Here is a 17,477-nt window from a genome sequence, read left to right as displayed (position 1 = left end):
TTTGCCCGCCGAATTCAATCATGGCGGGCAAAGGCTAGCCAGCGCCGTTCCGCGCGCGAAAACAAGAAAATCAAGATAAAGGTACACAGCAAATAAAGCGCCGCCGCCATTAAAAACGGAATAAATGGCGAATAAGTGGTGGCATAGAAAGCCCGTGCCACGCCAGTGATATCGAGCAAGGTGACGGTGCTGGCCAGAGAGGTGGCATGCAGCAAGAACACCATTTCGTTATTCAACGCCGGAATACCACGGCGTAATGTCGCCGGTAACACTAATCGGCGAATGATTTGCCACTGACTCATACCGAACGCTTCGCCAGCCACCCACTCCTGACGCGGAAAAGTCACCATCATGCCGGCCAATAATTCCGCGACATAAGCACTGGTATTGAGCACCAAGGCCAGTGTGGCGCAGAAAGTGGCATCCCGAAATAGCAGCCAGAAAGGTTGGTCGTCCTGCCAACCCAACTGCACAATATCAAACTGCGACAGACCATAGTAGATAAGCATGAGTTGCAGATAGAGCGGCGTGCTACGAAAGAAGTAAGTCACACTGCGGATAAGCCAAGCCAGCGGGCGTGGGCCAAATGCTTGCCCGACCGCCATCACTAGCGCCAGTAATAAGCCAGGAAACACCGAGAGTAAAAACAGTTTGGCCGTCATCGCCAGACCCGTGGTATCAGAGCCGTCGCTGTAGAGAAATGTCGGGACTGCTTCCAATATGGTTTGCAGATTCATCAGCGCGCCCTCGCCGCAGTTGAAGTCGACAGCGCATAACGCCGCGCCAACAGACTAAAGCCCCAACTGGACAACGCAGTAATGGCCATGTAAATCATCGCCACCAGGAAGTAAAACAGGAAAGGTTTTTGTGTCGCGCGCCCTGCCTGCTCGGCCAGCCACACCATATCTTCCAATCCCAGAATGGATATCAAGGCCGAAGCTTTCATCAGACCGAGCCAGTTATTATTGATGCCGGGAATGGCAAAACTGAGCATTTGCGGCAGCATAATGCGCCGGAACACCTGACCGGGGCGCATGCCGTAAGCCATTGCGGCTTCCAACTGACCACGATCGACTGTTTGAAAAGCACCACGGAAGGTTTCTGTATAATACGCACCAAATACAATGCCAATCGCCAGCACACCGGAAATAAAAGTATTGAAGCGAACCGGCCCCAAGCCCAACAGACCAAGAAAACCATTCACCAGCATTTCGCCACCAAAAAATAGCAGCAGCATAATCACTAGTTCAGGAATACCGCGTACTAAGGTGGTGTAGCCGGTGGAAATCCAACGTAACCAACGCGGGCCAAAAAGTTTGATAACCGCATTGATCAAGCCGAGTACCAGTGCGACAGCCAGTGATAGCAGCATCACACACAGTGATAACCCCGCCCCTTGCGCCAGTAACGGCAAATAGTCTGCGACCATTATCGACCTCCCGAGGCTAACCAACAGCAACCGGGCATGTGTGTTATTGCCCGGAGCTCACAACAGTCACGGCAAAAAATTACTCGCCGTAAATATCGAAACTAAAATACTTTTTCTGAATGGCATCATAGGTGCCATCAGCACGAATCGCCTTTATGGCCCCATTCAGCGCATCACGCAAGGCCGGATTATCTTTACCTACCGCGATGCCGACATCAGAGGAGATGGTTTCGTCTTGAATAACTGGCCCAGCAAAAGCAAATTTCTGCCCGCGTGGAGTGTCGATAAAGCTGCTGGCAGCCTGAATATTATCTTGTAACGAGGCGTTGATCCGCCCTGACAGCAGATCGAGATAGACATTGTCCTGATTGGCGTAAGAGACAATCTTCACCCCTTGCCCGCCCCAATGTTTTTTCGCGTAAGTTTCATGGATAGAGCCGGTCTGAACCCCGACGGTTTTCCCTTTCAAGCTGGCAACATCAGGTAACAATGGGCTGCCTTTGCGCGCGACTAATTGTGCTGCACTACGGTAATAGCGATCAGTGAAATCGACTTCTTTTTTGCGTTCATCGGTAATACTTAGCGAGGCAATAATGGCATCAAATTTGCGCGCATTGAGGGCCGCAATCATGCTTTCAAAGGGCTGTTTGACGAAAACACATTTGGCATGCAAGTTGTCACACAATGCATTGGCGATATCAATATCAAAACCGGTGATCTCACCGCTGGGGGCCAAAACGTCAAAGGGAGGATAGCCGCCGTCCACCCCAAAACTGATCGTTTCTATCGTCTGAGCCGCCACCGGCGCGGAAAGTATCAAGCCAGTCAGTAATGCCACGATGGTTTTTTTCATGGTAATGAACCCCAATATTGACAAATGGTTAGAAACGAAGCGAAAGACAGGTTAAGCCGCCATCCATTTTTTTAAATTCACTGGTATCGAGTTGCACAATGGGCATCCCCAGTTTTTCAATTTGCGCCAAGGTATAAGGATACCCTCGCGGTGTAATCAGCGTATCATTGATCCATAAGGTATTACCGGCGTAAGACTCCGCTTCGGGGATAACAATCGTATTGAAGTCGGCAAAAGCAGGATGGTGCTGATAATCTTCGGTCAGCAATAAGGTATTGCGGCCCACGTAGTTAACAATGGATTTCAGGTGCAACCCGGCACTCACTTCAATGGCGGTCACGCGATAGCCATAACGCCCTACTGCCGCAGTAAATTCGCTAATGCCCGCTTCATCGGTGCGGGATGTCAGCCCGATAAAAAACTGTTTATCCACCAATAACACATCACCGCCATCAAGGTGCCCGCGAGGACTCATGCGAAAAACCGGGCGGTCGGTAAACAGTGGCTCGATGGTGTCCACTTCGCCCTGGCGACTCGGCGCTCCGGGGTGAGTTATCACCGCCAGTTCCGGCATGACGACTGCGGTATCTTCGACAAAGTGGGCATCTGGAAAAGCCGATGCTGCCGGTAAGATGGTCACTTTCAGGCCAAGTCGCAGCAAAGTATCCACATAAGCCAGAAATTGTTGGCCGGTGGCGGCAACATCCGGCGCACCCAATTGGGAGGTTGTCTGGCCGCTACCACAGGTATCAGCAGGGAGTCTGGCAATAGCTTGAGTAAAGTACATAAGCGATTCTCTTAATTGGGAGCGAAACTATTGATCTGATTATTAAACAGATACTGTCACCAATCAGGTTGAATCAGCCCGTTACGACTATACATTTACGCTGTTTATAATTTTCCACACGACTTATTCCGCTGTCAGCAAAATGAAACCACCGTTTCCCATACGCTTTAGTTATATACTGAATGATATGATACAAGCTGAGGTTAATGACAAAGTTGCTGATACTTATCTAACCAAGGGCGTCAAATGAAAAAATTAACTCTCGTGATGCTCACCTTATTACTGGTGGCCTGTGCCAATACCGGCCATGTTGGTGTGAGTGGCGGTTCGAGCGGCATATCCAGTATCAGTATTGGTACCGGAGTTCGCAGGTAGACGGGGTTCCCGCCCCTTGTTGTTACATTACTGCGTTTATATACTGAATGTGGCCGTGAATTAAAGGCAAAAACTGACCTGTTTCTGTATTTAAATCAATTGAATAGCGAGCAAAATATCAACGAATACCTTGCTCGCTATTGCACGGGATATTAACGGAACGGCGGCTCGTTAAAGGTGCGCAACTTGCGTGAATGCAGTTGGTCGCCCTCCGCGCGCAGCAAATCTATTGCCCGAATACCAATCTGCAAATGTTCGGAAATAGCGCCCTCATAAAAATGATTCGCTTGCCCCGGCAGTTTGATTTCGCCATGCAAAGGTTTGTCTGAGACACACAGTAATGTGCCATAAGGCACTCTGAACCGATAACCTTGTGCCGCGATCGTGGCACTTTCCATATCAACGGCTACCGCCCGACTGAGATTAAAACGCAAGGCAGAGGCAGAAAAACGCAGTTCCCAGTTGCGATCGTCGGAAGTGACCACGGTTCCGGTACGCAGCCGTTGTTTGACTTCAACGCCCGGCATGCCACTCACCGCTTTGGTGGCGTCATATAATGCCCGTTGAACCTCAGCGATGCTTGGAATTGGAATATCCGGTGGCAACACCGCGTCCAGCACATGGTCGTCGCGCAAATAAGCATGCGCCAAGACATAATCGCCAATCGCCTGACTTTCACGTAAACCGCCGCAATGCCCGATCATCAGCCACGCGTGTGGCCGCATCACTGCCAGATGGTCGCAAATGGTTTTGGCATTGGATGGGCCAACGCCAATATTCACCAAGGTGATGCCATGCCCACTTTCTGCGATTAAGTGATAGGCGGGCATTTGATATTTTTTCCACGCCAGATCGGAGGTTGTCTTCTCCGGATCGGCATTTTCGACAGTTATGTAGCTCCCCCCGGCGCAGGATAAGGCTTTATAGGGGCTGGCGGGATCAAGGATTTGCTCACAAGCCCAACTGACAAACTCATCAACATAGCGGCTGTAATTGGTAAACAGAATATAGGGCTGAATATGTTCTGCCGGTGTGCCGGTGTAGTGTTTGAGCCGCGCCAGGGAGAAGTCAGTGCGCAGCGCATCAAAATGCGATAACGGGAAATCAGCGCCGGCAATATCAATACCGTCAGTGATGGCATCGCCGATTTTAGCCAGATCCGTGGTTGGGAAGTGCTGAGCTAGCCCTGCCGTCATCGAGCGGTCGAGAATAAGGTCGGAGCCATCAATAACAAAGGGATAAGGCATTTCTTGTTGTGACGCTGTCACTTCGAATACTGCACCATACTCAGCTTCCAGTAATGTGAGTTGCTCAGTCAGGTACTCCCTGAATAAGGCTGGCCGAGTGATAGTGGTGCTGTATTGGCCAGTGCGTGAGAAGCGCCCATAAGCCCGAGTACGCTGATGTGAGCGGAATCGGCCATCCCAACTGACACTGAGTTGCGGATACGAAAATAAGCCTTTCGCCCGGTCACCCACATCTGGCAAAGCTCCATCACGAATATATGCGCTGATAGCATCACGCAATGCGCTCAGCGCCGCCTCGTATAACGTCTCCAGTCTCTCTATCGCCTCAATGGCCGAGAGATGAGTTGTAACTTGTGATTGATTCAAGGTATCTCCTTTCAATACGCGTAAAGGCGGTGTTTAGCTTACTCAATAAAGCTGGGCAGAAATAGAAATATGAGGATTAAAATGGTTAATTGAAATTATAAGCGGTGCCCACGGTGGACTTATTATCGCGAGCCGCGACCTCGTCGGGTCAGCGCTTTTCTTATAAACAACGACCCATTTTGCCACTTATTCCTGCGTTTGATTCCCCTCACCCACCTTAAAATAGTTACTGTCGCAGATAACACTTTATTTTCTGCTTTGAAAAGGTCTCTTTTGCGTGGCGAAATCATTTTTACGCAGTGGTAGTTTGGACGATATTCTGGCGTTGGGCGAAAACGGACAACCCGTTTATGCTTCTGCGTTTCAGATTAGAGAGGCATTACGCCTTAAAAAACAGCAAAATATTGCTGATTGCCTGGCGATTCCTCAGCTCAATGAGCGAGGGGATCGCATTGATTGGTATGCCCCTATTGAAGGTAAAGTCACCTCATGGGTTGCGGCCAGCACCACTGAGCGAAAATCCGCCATAAAGCAATTGTCAGCCTTTATGTCTAGCATCAATGATTTATGCCAGCATGCACAACAATCAGATAAAGCCGCCCACCGATTATTAGGGGTGTTGTTAGCGAAAACTATGCAATTCCCTGATCAGAATCATGTTTATCTGGTGGCGGGCAAGCCGGTGTTGACCTTCTGGGGCTTTGTCAGCCGGGGTCAGAAAACACGGACGGATCCTCTCGATTGCTTACGGCAAACAGCTGAAGCCATTGAGCCAACTATTATCCCCCTAAGTGCTGCGCCCTCTGCGCCGATAACGCCACCGGTTGCCGCTGCCGAATTACCCCCGCCACCCGATATTGCTCCCGTGATACAGCCGGCTGTAGCCGTAGAACCCACATTGCTATCTACACCAGAGAAAAAACTGCCCCGCTGGTTGCGATTCAGTTGGATATTGCCAGTGCTGGCCTTAATCATTGCATTAATTGTGCAATTTAGTGGCGGTATGCCAGAGAGCGTTTCGGCAGCGCCAGTGGTGTCTAAGGATAAAATTGTTGCAGATATAACGGCTGAGGAGAAGAGCGCACCAGAGGTCAGTGCCCCTGCCATCACGATTATCCAGCCCGCCCCTGAGCCGCAACTCCCGCTGAATAATGCCACCATTATTCCCTCTCAACCGGTGGTAGCGGAGTCTGTGGAAGTGCCGGAATTAACGGCGGCGCAGAGCAAACGCGCACTGATACTGCCTTTCGAGGCGGTCAAAGTGGGGTCAACGGCATTTCTTAATGGCAATTGGCGCGTCAGCCCCGATATTAAAGCGGCCCAAACCGGTAAAGCGCCCAGCTTGAGATATCAGATTAAAAATGGCAAAGGCACGGTAAGAATTACCCACGGTGATAATGTCACCTGCCAGGCTAATATTACCGCCGGGTTAATGAAATCGGGCAATCTGGTGATCAACAGCCGCTATAGGGCGCAGTGTAGTGATGGTTCAAAATATCAAATTCCTGAGATCGTCTGTAAGCAAGGCATTACCGGCGTTGCTGATTGCAAAGGCCGCTATGATGCCAATACCACACTTCCAATGACGATGAAGCGCGAGACTAAATAATATTATGCTGGCAACGATCACTGACTATAAACAGAAAATTTCGCTGATTCAGAATAGTGGTATCCAGTTTTTGGACTTCGCCTTAAAACCTGAATGTAATAGCGAACTGCCGAATAAATTTGTGCGTAAAAGTGCTAATGGCCCGCTACTGCGCCTGAATTATCATGAGCATAATGGCAAATATTCGCTGATGGTGCCGGGCGCGGCCCCTGAAATTGTTAAACCCGAGTTTAGTTTCTCGCTAGAACAATCATTGAAATTGCTGAATAAAATTTGGCTCCCCCTGCCTTTCATGCGCTTTAATCCGCCGCGCACTTTCGTCAGTGGGCCGGATAATTGGGCCAGAGTACAAATTTTAGTGTTGGATAGCCCGGATCAGGATGGCAATACATTACGGATCACCATGGCCTTTGACACCAAAGTTTACCCTGAAGGCCACGCCAACGAATATTTGGCACCCAACGAAAACGATATTAAAACAGGATTGAGTTTTGCGCTGGCTTACCATAATGAAGAATTAGCCGAATTCCTTGATTTAACCTGGGTTGATGGTTGGTTGCGGGAAGTCTTTATTCAGCAAGCCTCTGAGCAGGAAGAACGTACCGCTCGCCATATTAGTGCCTCATTGCGCGAGTTTGAATATCAAGCCCACTACCTTAACTTATTGGAATTACTGGGTAGTCAGGTCGGTGTGCCAGAAATTAAAATCAATACCAGTACCCTGCAAGAACCCGCCGTGAGCGTCGACCTTATTCTTGATGTCGGCAATTCACATACCTGCGGTATTTTAGTGGAAGAAAGTAGCGATGAAAGTCATGGTTTGAAACAAACCTATGAATTACAAATCCGTGATTTGAGTGAGCCTCACCATCTGTATAACGAATTGTTTGAAAGCCGAGTTGAATTTTCACCAGCGAAATTTGGCAAGCAGAACTTTTCAGTAGAAAGTGGCCGTGATGATGCCTTTATTTGGCCGTCGATTACCCGTGTTGGCAGCGAAGCCAGCCGCATGGCGCTACACCGCTTGGGCACTGAGGGTTCTACCGGTATTTCCAGCCCACGCCGCTACCTGTGGGATGAAGAGACCTATACCCCAGGTTGGCGATTTAATGAAACCCCCATTGCACAAATATCATCTACACAAGCATCATCCACGCAAATACATGAGCCGCTGGCGACCGCATTGCCGCTGATTAATTTGGTTAATGATGACGGCCAGCCCCTGTATAGCATGCCGATGGATGATCGGCTGCCGGTATTCTCGCCACATTATAGCCGCAGTTCATTGATGACTTTTATGTTATCGGAATTGCTAACACAGGCGTTGATGCACATTAATAGCGCCGCCCAACGTTTGAAAATGACCCATGCCAACGCCCCACGGCAGTTACGGGCCATTATTCTGACGTTGCCGTCAGCCATGCCCAAACCTGAGCGAGAAATTTTCCGCCGCCGGATGAATGAAGCTATTGCTCTGGTCTGGAAATCAATGGGTTGGCATCCGGCAGATGATAACTTTGTCTCCGAGCAAGACCGCGCCAAAAGCCAAGTCCCGGTACCGACTGTCCAGATGGAGTGGGATGAAGCCACCTGTGGCCAGATGGTTTATCTGTATAACGAAACCCAGGTTAACTTCGGTGGCCGGACTGCGGCCTTTTTTGCCAGTATGGCGCGGCCAGACAAGCAACTTGAAGCCGGAGAAACTGCAGGAAAAACCTTACGCATCGCCTCAATTGATATTGGTGGCGGCACCACCGATCTGGCCATCACACAATACTGGTTAGACGATGGCATAGGTAATAATGTTAAAATCAGCCCACGCCTGCTGTTCCGTGAAGGTTTCAAAGTCGCTGGCGACGATATTTTGCTGGATGTTATTCAACTGTATATTTTACCGGCACTTCAAGCTCGGCTTAAGAAAGCAGCGGTTATCAATACTGATGCCCTGATGGATAAATTGTTTGGCAATGATGGCCGGATGGATGGGCAATCGGCATTGCGCCAACAAGCTACGTTACAAATATTTATGCCAGTCGGGCGAGCAATTCTTGAAGCTTATGAAGGCTTTGATCCACTGGATACCAATGCAGAAATTGACGCCAGCTTTGGTGAGTTATTATCCCAGAACCCAACATCGAAAGTATTGGAATACATTAACAGTGAAGTTCAGCGTGAATTGCCCGCCGATGCCGGGGAATTTGATATCTTGCATGTGCCTCTGGTATTGAAATTAAGTAAATTGCATGGCGAGTTTTTGTCTAACCGGATGAGCATTACGCAAAACCTACGTTCGTTGTCCGAGGTGGTGTCGCTCTATTGTTGCGACGTGCTGCTATTGACTGGCCGCCCTTCGCGCTTCCCCGGTATTCAAGCTTTATTCCGCCATCTACAACCGCTACCGAATAATCGTATTCTTTCGCTGGATGGATACCATACCAGCGATTGGTATCCGTTTAACAAACAGGGCCGAATTGATAACCCGAAATCCACTGCTGCGGTGGGTGCAATGCTGTGTTTGCTGGCGCTCGATTTACGGCTGGCGGGTTTTTACTTTAAAGCAGGCGATTTCCAACCTTATTCGACCATCCGCTACCTTGGTATGCTGGGCAGTAACGATACCCTGACGGATGAAAATGTTTACTATCGTGATATCGACTTGGATAGTGCTGATTTTGCTCTGCCATCCGACACTCGTTTTCAGGTGAGAGGCTCATTGTGCCTTGGATTCCGCCAGCTTGATAATGACCGTTGGCCGCCATCCCCTCTCTATACTTTGTCAATTGTGGATCAAGAACTGGCCCGCAAAGTCGCCGGTGACAGCGTGTTGCATGTTAGATTGAAACTCACCAAAGGTGATAAGCCATTTATTGATAAAAAGGGTAGCCCAGAACGTTTTGAGATAGCTGACGCCGTACTGCAAGATGGCAGCCGTGTCCTGTTGCATCATCTGCGTCTCAAGCTAAACACACTCGCCAGCAATGGCTCAGCATCAACCCATTATTGGATTGATAGTGGGAGCGTATTTAAAAAATGAAATCATTAACCAACCAGCAGCTCAATAGCCAGCTTAAGCAGGTGACTCAAGGCATTGATCAGACGATTGATTGGATTAACAATACGCGCCAACACGCCATCCGTCTGGACATAGAAGCCTCTCAACTGGCGGTTAAACTGCGCCGCCACCGTAACAAAGCTCGCCATCTGTCTGAAATGGCGCTAACCCCTATGAGCATTGGCTTTTTCGGGCAATCCTCCGCCGGGAAGCAGCACCTAATTTCTGCATTGATTGCTGGTGAAAATGGCCAACTGGAAACGACTCTCGCGGGGAAGACCCTCAACTTTTGGCAACAAATTAAACCCGGATATCAGTCTAGTGGATTGGTGACCCGCTTTAGCCATCATGCAGTTATTAGTCATTCAACTGTCAATGATTCAGCTAATCATCAATCAATAAGTCATCATGAAAACCATCCAGTGCAGCTTTCGCTACTCAATGAAATGGATATTGCCAAAATAGTGGCAAGTGTGTTTTTGCGGGATAAACAGCAAGAAATGCGCATGTATTCACTGGATGAGCAACATATTAGCGATCATCTACAACAATTGGCGATGCGTAGACAACCGTTAGCTATCGCGGGTATTACCAGTGATGAAGTCATTAGTCTTTGGGATTATTTGATTCGCCATGACGCATTACGCCAGAAGACACTAGACACGCATTTCTGGCCCTTCGCGATTGAATTGGCACCTTATTTAAGTATTGATGATCGGGCTATTTTATTCTCATTGCTGTGGGCCGAGTCACCACCGCTGACGGATGCTTATCGTCATTTTGCCTATACCTTGCAGCACTTGGGAGGCACGTCACAATTATTGGCCCCACTCAGTGTGTTAGTGGACGATACATTGTTACCTGCCAACGGCATCATGAATGTCGCCGCACTCAACTACCTAAACACCCCAGCTGACACTCAAATTCAAGTTTTGCCACTGCAAGACTCGGTAGCAAAGAATATTGCAGCAAAGAATATTGTTGCAAGAGACCCCGTGACAGTGTCACTCGCGGAGCTAACGTTACTGTCAGTTGAATTACAGATCCCGCTACGCGTGTCGGCGGCCGACCATTTACTTAATTCAGATAAGGTGTTTGAATCCGTCGACTTATTGGAGTTCCCCGATTATAGCGACGTATTCGATGTCTCAACTCATGTTGAGCACACACTTTATCCGCTAGCCGCTGCGCTATCACAGGCTAAGAATACCTATCTGCTTGAGCGCTACACAGACAAACAACAAATAAACCTGTTACTGGTCTGTACTGCTGCGAGCAACCGTACCGAAGTAAAAGTGGTGGGTAAGGCGCTGGACTATTGGGTTAAACAGTCTCAGGGCGAAAATAAACACGTTCGTTCGCGTAGAAACCCAGGGCTTATCTGGGCGCTAACGCCTTTTGATCAACGCATTTCCTCGGCTGGCGCGAAAAACCATGACGAAGCAGTACAACGTTATGTCGGAAACCCCGGTGATAGCTGGGGCACTATGCTGGCATTGGATACCCGCGGTATTGAGCGCATGGTGACTTATCTGGCACAAGAAATTCGTCGTGACATTAAAGCCGAACGTATTACTGAGCAACTCCATGAACTCCAGCGAGAGCTGACAGAGAATTTGTTGGTAGGTTGGGCTCAACCTGCAACCAGCGAATTACAACAAAAGCAGTGTATCGCCGAAACATTGCTTAAAACACTACAAACCCGAACCGGCTTACACGGCGAGTTATTGGAGCGGTTATTGCCTTCGCGTGATGAGTTGCGCGCCCTCTATTTACAACAACCAAACCGTTTGCGACAACAAAACCGTGCTGTTGAGCTGGTCACCCCAACCGTCAGTCATCACGATCCGTTCAGTATTGGCATTGATATCGATTTATTCAGCGACCCACCTTTATCGCCTGAACTGCCAACGTCAGCAGCAACACCATCAAGTGGCGATTATGAAACAGAATATGCCAAAAATGTGCAACGTTACTGGATCAATCACCTGAGGCAGTTACCAGATAATGCCCCACTCATTGAGTTATTAGGCATCACCAAACCGACGATTGAGCTGCTGGTTACAGAGCTAATAACTACCAGTATCCGATTAGATATCACCGGACAATTAGTCAAAATACTGGCTGATAATGAGCAAGTTGGCTTACATCGTGATACTAAGGCTGACCGCCAAGTGTCTCGTGCCCTGACAGTATTAGGTGATTTCGTCGCTTGGCTTGGTTTTTTACACATTAATGAAGCCCTGCGGCCAGATAGCCGAATTAATAGAGGCTATAAGATTTTCGCTCAATCCCCTCAATCATCATCACCATTGGGTGCATCACAAAGGCTAACTAAATTGGCCCTCACACCGACTAATAATACTGCATTTTATATTTATGATTGGTTGGTCGGCTTAGGTGAAATGATTATTCATAATGAGGGTTACTCTGCCAGCAGTGAAATCAGTGATCATCATCGTGAGCAGTTGGCGGCTATCTTAATATTGGTCAAACAAAACCAACATTAATTAACCCATAGCGAGTAAAACTCATCGCTATAATAACCCCCTCCCATAATCAGCAGGAGGGGGCATCGTCATTAATGCGTTAAATACTCACTATCAAGACGCCGGAAAATACTTTTCCACTAAAGCATATAAAATGGCGGCTGTTTCAATGTCAATATTACCTTGGTAATTATTAGGCCTAAAGTGCAATTGAAATGCGCGTATCAGATGTTGATAACCATCATCATTGCTGGCAATAGAAACATCGTATCCATAAGTACTAAAGTGATTCAGTAAGTCAGTTTTAGCCGGTAATCCGTGTTGGGTAAATTGCTGAGTGAATTTTTCCTTAGTATCCGGATCATACCAAGCACCAATACCGTCATTATACAATTCTTGCCAAGGAAACTCTGGCCCTGGATCACTTTTGCGAGTGGGGGCAATATCAGAGTGAGCAACAACATTTACCGGCGATATATCAGGGTAGCGTTGTAAAATATTCGCCGCCAGTTGTTTTACGGCGGCAATTTGGTTTTCTGGATACGGAGGGAAGTTGAAAATGCCACCATGTTCAGTGGCTAAATTGACAATCTCAATGCCGATAGAGGTGTCATTGAGATTAGTGCGCCCTGCCCAACTACTGACCCCTGCATGCCAGGCTCGCGCATTTTCATCTACCAAGTTAAATATCCGTATATCATTAAACCCGGATTTTTTATAACTTTCATCGTTAAGGTCGGGCACTAAATAATGAACACTGACGTTATTACCTGTTAGGGATTTTATAGAGTTTTCAAAATTCTCAGCGGTGTAGTGCAAAACTAAGAATCGCACACGGGAATTAAATGATTTGATAGCGCGGAAATTATTATAGTCAATCATATACATATTAAACTCCTTGTAATTTGAATTTCAGTCAATATATATCAATTAATACAATTTTCTCTTTTCATCCATATGATGTTAATACCCACTTTATAGTGCTCTAAGGACGACGATCCCTGGTTTATCTTTAACATATTGAATAAAAGGTGAATCAACAACTTTCATATTACTTTTAAGTGAAGAGGCATTACGCAGCATTGGCCCATCAGGTGTCATGATAAAAATTCCCGTATGAGTCACATCCAATCCATTGATTTTTGTATAAATACCAATGTAATCGCCGGTTTTTAACTGGCTGACAACAGCGTCATTAATAAACTCAGCTGGAATATAAACAACATTGCGTTTAACCGTGCCCAATGTCGGAATAAACTCACCACCATCCTTTTTTTGATTCAAAAATTTAACCACGGTAACAGCATGTGAACTTATTTTTGCAGTAATATCTTGTGCGTTTAATGGTTGCTGATGAGACCAGTCAGTAAAGAAATGCTTTCGATTTTTATAGCTGATATCACTATCAATATAGCGAGTGGCAATAAGCTGCTGAATAAAATCTGCTGTATCTTTAGACTGACGCAGCGAGTTAACATAATCAAGATAAGTAAAACAATCTAGCCCTCTGAAATCAATCACTAACTCTTCAGGTTTTGTCGGTGAGCCAATAAGCATATTCGCCTTATAAGGCGTTCCCAGAAAATTAGCAGAGACTTTATTAATAATCTCTCCGGGTTGGTGGCTATCGGTTGTTTTTACTTGTGTTTCTATAATGGCAGTTATGCGATTAGCCGTGTAATTATCAATATCAACTCTTTCTTGAGGGTTATTTTTCGCGCCACAGCCCGCTAAAACTACTATTACAGCCAAAGATAATGATTTATACATAAGTCCCTTTTGCGTCTTATCCAGTTATTCCATACAAGCTAAGAATTGCCACCTTACTGTTTGATATTTAAACAACGCATCAACAAGATTCCATTCAATGAGGTTGATTAATCATGACAACCTGGTCGTCGGACTTTTTTGAACACTCCCCCGCAAGATTAATTACCATGAAAATAGGGGTAACTCTCTCTTTTTCAATTGATTAAATTATTCTCCTTTTAGTCTTGGTGGGCGTCAATTTGTGATCAATCTTAGATTTTTGCATTCTTTTCATCCCATGCTCTTGTGCCTTGTTACCAATCGTGTTTATCTTTTAAGGCTTATTACATTTACTGATGAGATACCCCGTGAACTATTCCGCTGCCAAGTTAGCTCTACTAAGCATCGACCTACTCAATACTGCGCATGTTGACGCAGTCGTGGTCGTGCGCGTGGTGGTGGTGGTCGGCAGCGCGCCGTAACGGGTACCGAATCCAGAAAGATTCCCAAACCCCGCCGGCGCCAGCCGAGCGGGGTTTCTTTTTAGCCCCACTCTGTTAGCTACCGGCCCTGATGAAGGATATACCATGCGTTATACAGGCGCCCAATTGATAGTTCGTTTGCTGGAACAGCAAGGCATTACCACTGTTGCGGGCATTCCAGGCGGAGCCGCGCTACCGCTGTATGATGCTCTGGGGCAAAGTCGTATTATTCGCCATGTGCTGGCGCGACATGAACAAGGTGCGGGTTTCATGGCTCAAGGCATGGCTCGAGCGACTGGACAAACTGCGGTTTGTTTGGCATCCAGTGGCCCGGGCGCAACTAATCTGGTCACAGCAATCGCTGATGCTAAGCTCGATTCCATTCCACTGGTGTGTATTACTGGGCAAGTTTCATCTTCAATGATTGGTACCGATGCATTTCAAGAGGTTGATACCTATGGAATGTCGATCCCTATTACCAAACATAATTATTTGGTTCGCGATATCAGTGAACTCACACGGGTGATCCCCGCCGCATTTCGCATCGCCCAGTCGGGCCGCCCTGGCCCGGTCTGGATTGATATTCCTAAAGATGTTCAGACAGCGGAAATCGAGCTTGATAGCCTGCCAGAACCGGGTGTTGCTGATGAACCAGGTCAAATTGATCCGGCGGCAATTGAACAAGTCGCTCAAATGATCAACCGCGCTGTACGGCCGGTACTCTATCTGGGGGGCGGAATAGTCAGTTCTGAAGCTCATCAGCAGGCAATACAGTTGGCCGAACATGCCGGTTTACCCACCACAATGACATTAATGGCATTGGGCACGATGCCAGTTGACCACCCATTATCTTTGGGCATGTTGGGTATGCACGCCGCGCGCTCAACCAATCTCATCATGCAACAAGCTGATTTATTGATTGTGTTAGGCGCACGATTTGATGATCGCGCTATCGGCAAAGCTGAACAGTTCTGCCCTGATGCCAGTATCATTCATATTGATATTGACCCAGCTGAACTGGGCAAAATTCGCCGCCCACATCTGGCAATGAATGCAGATATCAAGCAGGTATTGACCCACTTGCTGCCCTTAATTGACATGCAAACACGCGATGAATGGCGTTCTATGGTCAGTGATATACAGCGCGAATTTCCGTTCAATCAACCCAATAGCGGTAACCCATTGTGCCACTATGGGTTGATTCGTGCGGCCGCGGTTGCGCTTGATGACGAGACTATCATTACCACAGATGTTGGTCAGCATCAGATGTGGGTGGCGCAAGCATACCCTCTGCATCGCCCTCGACAGTGGTTAACCTCCGGTGGGCTGGGTACTATGGGGTTTGGGCTGCCCGCTGCAATTGGCGCCGCGCTGGCCAAGCCGCAAGCAAAAGTGGTGTGTTTTTCGGGTGATGGTAGCCTGATGATGAACATTCAAGAAATGGCAACAGCAGCAGAGCAACAGCTGAACGTTAAGATTATTTTGATGAACAACCAGTCATTAGGTTTAGTCCATCAACAGCAAGATTTGTTCTTCGGCAAACGAATTTTTGCCGCGGATTACCCTTATCGCACTAATTTTATTCATATTGCTGAAGGGTTTGGCTTCTCGACCTGTGATCTTAATACTGCCAGCGATCCTTATGCAGCTTTACATGAGGCTTTAAACCGCCCTGGCCCGGTACTGATTCACGCACTGATTGATGTGGATGAAAAAGTGTACCCAATGGTGCCTCCGGGCGCGGCAAATATTGATATGATTGGAGGTGAATAATATGACAGCTCAACCAATAACCCCGCAGCAAGTCATTTCTGCGCGCGTCACGTTACTGCTCACCGTGCGCAACCATCCTGGAGTCATGTCCCATATTTGTGGGTTATTTGCCCGCCGCGCATTTAACGTCGATGGAATATTATGTATGCCGCTGGCCGGTGGAGAAGAGAGCCGTATCTGGTTGCAGGTCTTAGATGATCAGCGCTTACAACAAATGATAAGCCAACTGGAAAAACTCGAAGATGTGCTTCAGGTTTGCCGCTTTGACTCTGAAATGCCGATTTTTGATCAGGTTGAAGACTTAGTCGCCAATCAACGATAACAGGTCACCCTCTTTCATCGACACTGTTGCGATTAAATGGCAGTGTCGGTAAAGAGCAATACGTGTCAATAGATTAATACTTATTATCCGATGAGTTGAATAATGTATGACGAAAATACAAGGGGCTGTTATCGAGACGATATCGTTAACAGCCCTTATTTCATGGAATATAACTCAATTACGCCAGCAGTAATTTTTGTAACTCAGCCAGTGAACTGACTTGATAACGCGGCGCAATATTTTCATCCGCCACAGCGCCATGAATATTAAGCCAGCAAGTATCAATACCTGCATTGATACCACCTTGAATATCCGAATGGAGGTTATCTCCCACCATCAAAATATCTTCTTTCGCCGGGTTATTCATTAAATTGAAAGCATGCTCAAATATCGCAACATCGGGCTTAGCCGCACCCACTTGCTCCGAAATAATCAGCGGAGAAAAGACATCTTTTAACCCGGTGCGTTCCAATCGGATGGTCTGCAATTCGGTGAAACCATTAGTAATGATGCCCATATTTACTTTGCCACTCAAAGCATCGACTAACTCGCGCGCGCCAGGTAACAATGCACAGATATCCGCCATGGCAATTAAAAAATCACTGTTCAGGCGGTTCGCTGTCACGCCGAGCTTCTCGGCCCACATTTCAAAACGGGTACTTTGTAATTCGGCCGCGGATATTTTTCCGTCTTGATAATCAACCCAGAGCGGTTTATTAACCAACTGATAATGGTCGAAATCTTGTGCAGAGAAATCTACATTAAAGCGGGAAAACATGAGCTTTAACCCTTGATAAGCATCAAAGTGAAATAGAGTTTCATCCGCATCGAACAGTATCCATTGGTATTTCATCACGATTATCTCTCTGACATTTGGCATTATTAGGCGCGCTATGGTAGCGAGTATTGAGGCCCAGCTCAAGTTACGCCACCCCCCTAACACA

General features: G+C 47.4%; 15 protein-coding genes. 7 read left to right on the top strand and 8 right to left on the bottom strand.

Annotated elements, in window-relative coordinates:
• Positions 1–14: 14 nt before the first annotated feature.
• The 4 genes from OVO64_RS03600 to OVO64_RS03585 all read right to left on the bottom strand — a co-directional run bounded on the left by OVO64_RS03600 (position 15) and on the right by OVO64_RS03585 (position 3,069).
• The gene (locus tag OVO64_RS03600) at positions 15–737 is read right to left on the bottom strand and encodes an ABC transporter permease (protein ID WP_038632848.1); all 723 of its coding nucleotides are present in this window, start codon (positions 735–737) and stop codon (positions 15–17) included.
• Positions 737–1,429 (bottom strand): ABC transporter permease, encoded by a 693-nt coding sequence (locus tag OVO64_RS03595; protein WP_267248625.1) that lies wholly within the window; start codon positions 1,427–1,429, stop codon positions 737–739. The genes OVO64_RS03600 and OVO64_RS03595 overlap by 1 nt, the downstream gene beginning before the upstream one ends.
• A gap of 79 nt (positions 1,430–1,508) precedes the next feature.
• Positions 1,509–2,282 carry an ABC transporter substrate-binding protein gene (locus tag OVO64_RS03590; protein WP_049557498.1) on the bottom strand — a complete coding sequence of 258 codons (774 nt, stop codon included), beginning with the start codon at positions 2,280–2,282 and terminating at the stop codon, positions 1,509–1,511.
• A gap of 28 nt (positions 2,283–2,310) precedes the next feature.
• Complete coding sequence (locus OVO64_RS03585; protein WP_267248624.1) at positions 2,311–3,069, bottom strand: dimethylarginine dimethylaminohydrolase family protein; 759 nt, start codon at positions 3,067–3,069, stop codon at positions 2,311–2,313.
• 246 nt (positions 3,070–3,315) lie between these two features.
• On the opposite strand from OVO64_RS03585, the gene OVO64_RS03580 reads away from it, so the two are divergent.
• Complete coding sequence (locus tag OVO64_RS03580; protein WP_259275165.1) at positions 3,316–3,444, top strand: hypothetical protein; 129 nt, start codon at positions 3,316–3,318, stop codon at positions 3,442–3,444.
• 152 nt (positions 3,445–3,596) lie between these two features.
• Here OVO64_RS03580 and OVO64_RS03575 read toward each other — a convergent pair whose 3' ends face one another.
• Positions 3,597–5,057, bottom strand: coding sequence for an AMP nucleosidase (locus OVO64_RS03575; protein ID WP_038632839.1), 1,461 nt, complete (start codon positions 5,055–5,057; stop codon positions 3,597–3,599).
• Positions 5,058–5,334: 277 nt separating this feature from the next.
• On the opposite strand from OVO64_RS03575, the gene OVO64_RS03570 reads away from it, so the two are divergent.
• The 3 genes from OVO64_RS03570 to OVO64_RS03560 are packed head-to-tail and all read left to right on the top strand — an operon-like array spanning position 5,335 to position 12,228.
• Positions 5,335–6,666 carry an SrfA family protein gene (locus tag OVO64_RS03570; RefSeq protein ID WP_186377421.1) on the top strand — a complete coding sequence of 444 codons (1,332 nt, stop codon included), beginning with the start codon at positions 5,335–5,337 and terminating at the stop codon, positions 6,664–6,666.
• A gap of 4 nt (positions 6,667–6,670) precedes the next feature.
• Positions 6,671–9,700, top strand: coding sequence for a virulence factor SrfB (locus OVO64_RS03565; RefSeq protein ID WP_267248623.1), 3,030 nt, complete (start codon positions 6,671–6,673; stop codon positions 9,698–9,700).
• Positions 9,697–12,228 (top strand): putative virulence factor, encoded by a 2,532-nt coding sequence (locus OVO64_RS03560; protein WP_038632830.1) that lies wholly within the window; start codon positions 9,697–9,699, stop codon positions 12,226–12,228. Before OVO64_RS03565 ends, OVO64_RS03560 begins: the two co-directional genes overlap by 4 nt.
• 93 nt (positions 12,229–12,321) lie before the next feature.
• Here OVO64_RS03560 and OVO64_RS03555 read toward each other — a convergent pair whose 3' ends face one another.
• The gene (locus OVO64_RS03555; protein ID WP_038632827.1) at positions 12,322–13,095 is read right to left on the bottom strand and encodes an N-acetylmuramoyl-L-alanine amidase; all 774 of its coding nucleotides are present in this window, start codon (positions 13,093–13,095) and stop codon (positions 12,322–12,324) included.
• A gap of 87 nt (positions 13,096–13,182) precedes the next feature.
• Entirely contained in the window at positions 13,183–13,977 is a 795-nt protein-coding gene (locus OVO64_RS03550; RefSeq protein WP_050291701.1) for a DUF1460 domain-containing protein, read from the bottom strand.
• Positions 13,978–14,312: 335 nt separating this feature from the next.
• Here OVO64_RS03550 and ivbL point away from each other — a divergent pair, with 335 nt between their 5' ends.
• From ivbL to ilvN, 3 genes are all read left to right on the top strand, one after another.
• Positions 14,313–14,438 (top strand): ilvB operon leader peptide IvbL, encoded by a 126-nt coding sequence (gene ivbL, locus OVO64_RS03545; RefSeq protein ID WP_071841722.1) that lies wholly within the window; start codon positions 14,313–14,315, stop codon positions 14,436–14,438.
• A 105-nt stretch (positions 14,439–14,543) separates the two neighbouring features.
• Complete coding sequence (ilvB, locus tag OVO64_RS03540; protein WP_038632822.1) at positions 14,544–16,211, top strand: acetolactate synthase large subunit; 1,668 nt, start codon at positions 14,544–14,546, stop codon at positions 16,209–16,211.
• A 1-nt stretch (position 16,212) separates the two neighbouring features.
• Entirely contained in the window at positions 16,213–16,533 is a 321-nt protein-coding gene (gene ilvN / locus OVO64_RS03535) for an acetolactate synthase small subunit (protein WP_050291700.1), read from the top strand.
• A 178-nt stretch (positions 16,534–16,711) separates the two neighbouring features.
• Here ilvN and yjjG read toward each other — a convergent pair whose 3' ends face one another.
• Entirely contained in the window at positions 16,712–17,386 is a 675-nt protein-coding gene (yjjG, locus tag OVO64_RS03530; RefSeq protein WP_038632817.1) for a pyrimidine 5'-nucleotidase, read from the bottom strand.
• Positions 17,387–17,477 lie beyond the last annotated feature (91 nt).

The organism is Yersinia sp. Marseille-Q5920 (assembly GCF_946902935.1).
Taxonomy (GTDB): domain Bacteria; phylum Pseudomonadota; class Gammaproteobacteria; order Enterobacterales; family Enterobacteriaceae; genus Yersinia; species Yersinia rochesterensis.
Note: the sequence above shows the minus strand (reverse complement) of the source record. Positions and strands in the feature narration are given on the sequence as shown.